The following is a 4536-nucleotide window of genomic DNA, read 5'->3' as shown; positions in this document are numbered from 1 at the left end:
TCAATCATCATGACAGAACTTCTTTTTATCCGTTACAAATTCTACTTAAATAACAGCCATCTCTTCTTTCCTGCTGCCCGGTTATTTTCTGAACCATATAACAGGTTCCCTAATTACCTGGTTCCTCTTACTCAACAATCAATGGATCACGGTGCAGATGCAGACGCATCTTTGTTCCTCTGCCCACTTCAGACTCAGCTGTCAGCCCATGATTCAATTTCTCACAGACAGATTTGCAGAGATATAATCCGATTCCGGTTGATTTTTTATCCTTTCTTCCATTGTATCCTGTGAATCCTTTTTCAAATATCCTGGGCAGGTCTTCCGCCTGAATCCCGATACCAGTGTCCTCTATTATAAGTGTTTCCGCCTGTTCCGGATCCATATAGATTGAAATTACACCCTGTCCCGTGTATTTCAAAGCATTTGACAGAAGCTGTTCCAGAATGAGCAGAAACCATTTTTCATCCGTCAATACCATACCTTCACATTTCTGATAGCTGAGATGAATCTTTTTCAGAATAAAGAGCTGGGAGTATTTCCGCACTGCCTGACGCACGATATCATCGATCGGATACCATTGGAGCGACAGATCCGATGACATATCTTCTATTCTCAGATAGGAAAGTACCATCTCCACATACTGCTCCGTTTTAAACAGTTCCATCTTCATCGGATGTATAAACTCCGCATCTTCGGTAATCTCCCCCTCCTCAAACGACTGCAGAAGCAGGCCCATGGCCGCCAGAGGAGTCTTGATCTGGTGGGCCCACAGGCTGTAATAGTCCAGCATCTCCTGTCTTCCTATCCGGCCTCCCGTTTCCAGTTCTTCTTTATACTCAAACAGAGCTTTTAGTTCTTTCTGATACAGTGACTCTGTCAGATCCACTGCAGGCGGGGCTTCTCTCAGTTCATGCGGCAGGGCCGCCTGCGCTTCCTTCACCTTTTCTATATGGCGGCAATATCCCCCGAAGTCCAAAACGGCAGCACCGGCGAACAAGGCCGATGAAAGCAGCACTGCATACACCAGCGCATCGGTCCTGACATTGTACAGGTACAGCACTAACCAGAAGATTCCCCCCAAAAGGAGGTACAGAATTATATATTTTAATCTTGATTTCAGATAAAATCCCAGTTTCTTTTTCATTCCAGCAGATACCCAATGCCTTTCTTTGTAGATATAAAGTCTGCAATCCCGATTCCCTCCAGCTTTCTGCGCAGCCTCGTAATGTTAACGGTCAATGTATTATCATCAATAAACTCATCACTTTCCCAGAGTCTTTCCATAATCCGCTCCCGTTTCACTATCTTTCCCGCATTTTCCATTAAAAGCTGTAATATTTTGAAATCGTTCTTTGTCAATTCCAGCTTTTTCCCCTCGTATGTCAGCGAGGCATCATTCAGATTCAGGATCACGCCTTTGTACTCCAGTACATTCAGCTGTCCCTGAAAAGAGTATGTCCGACGCAGAAGTGCCTGGATTTTTGCCGTCAGCACATTCAGATCGAAAGGTTTCTCAATAAAATCATCCCCTCCCATATTCATGGCCATGACAATATTCATATTATCGCTGGCAGAGGAGAGAAATATCATTGGTACTTTTGAAATAGCCCTGATCTGAGTACACCAGTGAAACCCATTATAAAAGGGAAGGAGAATATCCATCAGCACAAGCTGAGGCTCGAACGCGATAAACTCCTCCTGAACATTTTTAAAATCTTTGATGCACCTCACATCATAGTCCCATTTAGTCAGGTGCGCTTCGATCGTCTTAGCGATCGTCAGATCATCTTCTACGATTAAAATTTTGTACATAATTTCCTCACTTCTCGTGGGAGTTGCATAGGGGTCTGACCCCTTTGGCAAAGGGGTCAGACCCCTATGCAACTCCCACACAATTCCTGTTATTTACTGTCATCTATTGCATCCTATTATACTCTGCTTCCTTTACAGATAACAATACCTAAAGATTATCTTTTGAAATTCTTTAGGTAATATGAGTTGACATTATATATTATACGAAATATAATATGCTTATAAAACACATATACAAAATAAAAACATATAGAAAGGAATGATAACATGACCTTTACACTGAATACCCCGATGTTCGACTTTCTTGTGTTATCGGTAATCGCCAATGACGATGCGTACGGTTATCAGATCAGCCAGATTATTAAAAAGGCTGCGAACACAAAGGACTCTACGCTCTATCCTATCCTAAAGAGACTGCAGGACAATCAGTATGTGGAGACCTACGACCAGCAATATCAGGGACGCAACCGGAAGTATTACAAGATTACAGATATCGGAAAGACACATCATCAGGAACTATTAAAAGAATGGGAAATTTATAAAACAACCATTGATGAGATTGTTAGAGGAGGGATTTCGCAATGACTAAGACAGAATATATGAGGACACTCGCGCATAAGCTGCGCCGTCTTCCCAAAGAAGATTATGATAAGGCTATGGATTATTTTGAAGAATATTTTGCAGAAGCCGGCCCTGAATATGAGCAGCAGGCAATCCAGGATCTGGGTTCTCCTGAAGATGCTGCCAATCAGCTGATTATAGACCTGGCCGCCAAAAATGTACAGGAACCGCCCAAAACAGTGAAGCGGGGACTCTCCGCTCTCTGGATCGGTGTACTCGGTGTCTGCGCCGCACCAATCGCCCTGCCACTGGGATTTGCCCTGCTGGCCGTATTCATCTGCTTTGCAATCGTGATCCTGGCAATGATCTTTTGTTTGTTCATGGCTGCAGTCGCAGTTGTTGCCAGCGGCATCATCGGAGTTTTCGGAGGAGGTATCCTGCTGTTCTCCACATTCGCAGACGGCCTTGCTACCATTGGATTAGGCTTATTTGCACTGGGTACGGGACTGCTGCTTATATATGGTGCAGTCAATTTCTGCCGCTGGTTTTTAAGAAAAACATCAAAATCACTGGGAAATCTCTCTAAAGGAGGTAAGAAGAATGAAATCAATCACTAAAAAAATTATCACTGTCTCTGCCTGCCTCATGGCAGCAGGTGCTGTGCTTGCCGGAATCGGCTATCTCTTTGGAGGAAGGGCGGGTGTTTCCATCACCAGAAACGGAATTGGCTCCAATAACATAAAATCAGAAGCAGTGACTCTGGAAAAGACCAAATTAGACACATTTACCGAAGCAGAAATCACCATGGATGCCTATGCTGATATCCATGTTCTGCCTTCCGATGACGACAACTATTACGTAGAGTACCTGCTGGATAAAGCCTTCGGGGATCCGCAATACAAGGTCACCAACGGCAAATTCACTCTGTATCAGCCAGACAGTAACCATGGTGTATTTCTTGCCTTTTCCACAGTCAGTGACTCACTTAACACATACGTAAACTTATATGTACCAAAGGATAAGACCCTTGACACATTGAAAATATACGATGACTCCGGCGATGTATCCATAACCGGCACCAAAGCTGCCGATATGGATATCACTGTAGACTATGGTGACCTTACCCTGAAAGAAAGCAGCTCCACTTCCCTGAAGATAACTCTGGACAGCGGCGATCTGGACCTGAAAGACACAGAAACCGGGACATTCACATTATACTCAGAATACGGTGACAGCACGCTGAAAAATTTCAAGTGTGATACCGCAAAAGCGAACCTGGATTCCGGCAGTCTCTACATGGATGCCGCCAAGATCAAGTCCCTGAACTGTACCAGCGAATATGGAGATGTAAACCTGTATCTCCCAGAAAAATTAGAGACATACACCTTTGATGTCACCGCCGAATACGGTCAGATCTACCTTCCAGATAAAGCTCCGAAAGGGCACTACACGGACAGAGACGATGACCAGGAATACTATCAGACAGACGGCACATCACAGAACCTAATAAAAATCTACGCCGATTCCGGAGATATCGAGATTCGGGAGAGGTAGGACGCGGATTGTAGGGTTTGATTAGGAGGGGACGCTGTGGGGAAGCGTGACTGGGCTCTCCTGGATGCGGTATTGTGGTGTAACAGCCGCTAATCAAAATGAAAGCCAACATGATGAACACCGCCGACAAACACGGGAATGCCGGATGCATTCCCGCTTGAGTCGGCTTTTTTGCAGGGCTTGTAGCCCTGCAAAAAGTTCATATGTTGGCTTTCATTTTGATGAAGCGGCTGTAACACCACAAAAGACGCATCCAGTAGAGCCCAGTCACGCTTCCCCACAGCTGGCCGCATCCGATCAGAAGTAAAAACCGCGTCCACGGAGGGCTCCTGGCGCAGGGCAGCGGATTTTTAGCGCCTATGCGGAACCCGGCCACTGCCTGCCAGAAGCCCCGTCCTCGTATCCAATCCCATCCGCCTCCCCCGTCCAGAAATTCCTCCCGAGTTATCAGCTTCTGCCGCCCGGATGAACGCAGCCTGCCTGAGATGGCGCCTGTGGCGTCCGGGTGGGAATGCCTGACGGTGTTTTCGGATGCCTAAAGTGTGTCGTGTTTCCGTTGGGATAAAATAGAAAAATCTGATGGACAGACTTTGCCTTACCAGGCAA

At 45.7% G+C, this 4536-nt stretch carries 6 protein-coding genes; 3 read left to right on the top strand and 3 right to left on the bottom strand.

Annotated features, from left to right (window positions below; all coding sequences use genetic code 11):
• Positions 1-127: 127 nt before the first annotated feature.
• Together HMPREF0240_RS21950 and HMPREF0240_RS21945 are read right to left on the bottom strand one after the other, a co-directional pair.
• Entirely contained in the window at positions 128-1147 is a 1020-nt protein-coding gene (locus HMPREF0240_RS21950; RefSeq protein WP_009005593.1) for a sensor histidine kinase, read from the bottom strand.
• On the bottom strand, positions 1144-1815 hold the full coding sequence (locus HMPREF0240_RS21945; RefSeq protein WP_035314579.1) for a response regulator transcription factor: 672 nt from the start codon (positions 1813-1815) through the stop codon (positions 1144-1146). Before HMPREF0240_RS21945 ends, HMPREF0240_RS21950 begins: the two co-directional genes overlap by 4 nt.
• 267 nt (positions 1816-2082) lie before the next feature.
• Between HMPREF0240_RS21945 and HMPREF0240_RS21940 the strand changes: the two genes are divergently transcribed.
• Genes HMPREF0240_RS21940 through HMPREF0240_RS21930 form a run of 3 tightly spaced genes read left to right on the top strand, consistent with a single transcriptional unit; the run spans position 2083 to position 3930 of the window.
• Entirely contained in the window at positions 2083-2400 is a 318-nt protein-coding gene (locus tag HMPREF0240_RS21940) for a PadR family transcriptional regulator (RefSeq protein ID WP_009005591.1), read from the top strand.
• The gene (locus HMPREF0240_RS21935) at positions 2397-2993 is read left to right on the top strand and encodes a DUF1700 domain-containing protein (RefSeq protein WP_009005590.1); all 597 of its coding nucleotides are present in this window, start codon (positions 2397-2399) and stop codon (positions 2991-2993) included. The genes HMPREF0240_RS21940 and HMPREF0240_RS21935 overlap by 4 nt, the downstream gene beginning before the upstream one ends.
• The gene (locus tag HMPREF0240_RS21930; protein ID WP_009005589.1) at positions 2977-3930 is read left to right on the top strand and encodes a DUF4097 family beta strand repeat-containing protein; all 954 of its coding nucleotides are present in this window, start codon (positions 2977-2979) and stop codon (positions 3928-3930) included. Before HMPREF0240_RS21935 ends, HMPREF0240_RS21930 begins: the two co-directional genes overlap by 17 nt.
• A gap of 89 nt (positions 3931-4019) precedes the next feature.
• On the opposite strand, the gene HMPREF0240_RS21925 is transcribed toward HMPREF0240_RS21930, so the two are convergent.
• A complete protein-coding gene (locus HMPREF0240_RS21925) occupies positions 4020-4250 on the bottom strand; it encodes a hypothetical protein (protein ID WP_035314576.1) in 231 nt (76 codons plus the stop codon).
• Positions 4251-4536 lie beyond the last annotated feature (286 nt).

Source organism: Clostridium sp. D5, assembly GCF_000190355.1.
Classification (GTDB): Bacteria; Bacillota; Clostridia; order Lachnospirales; family Lachnospiraceae; genus Faecalicatena; species Faecalicatena fissicatena_A.
Note: the sequence above shows the minus strand (reverse complement) of the source record. Positions and strands in the feature narration are given on the sequence as shown.

Coding starts and splice junctions, on each gene's coding strand:
- HMPREF0240_RS21950 (WP_009005593.1), bottom strand. CDS start 1,147: ATGAAAAAGAAACTGGGATTTTATCTGAAATCAAGATTAAAATATATA.
- HMPREF0240_RS21945 (WP_035314579.1), bottom strand. CDS start 1,815: ATGTACAAAATTTTAATCGTAGAAGATGATCTGACGATCGCTAAGACG.
- HMPREF0240_RS21940 (WP_009005591.1), top strand. CDS start 2,083: ATGACCTTTACACTGAATACCCCGATGTTCGACTTTCTTGTGTTATCG.
- HMPREF0240_RS21935 (WP_009005590.1), top strand. CDS start 2,397: ATGACTAAGACAGAATATATGAGGACACTCGCGCATAAGCTGCGCCGT.
- HMPREF0240_RS21930 (WP_009005589.1), top strand. CDS start 2,977: ATGAAATCAATCACTAAAAAAATTATCACTGTCTCTGCCTGCCTCATG.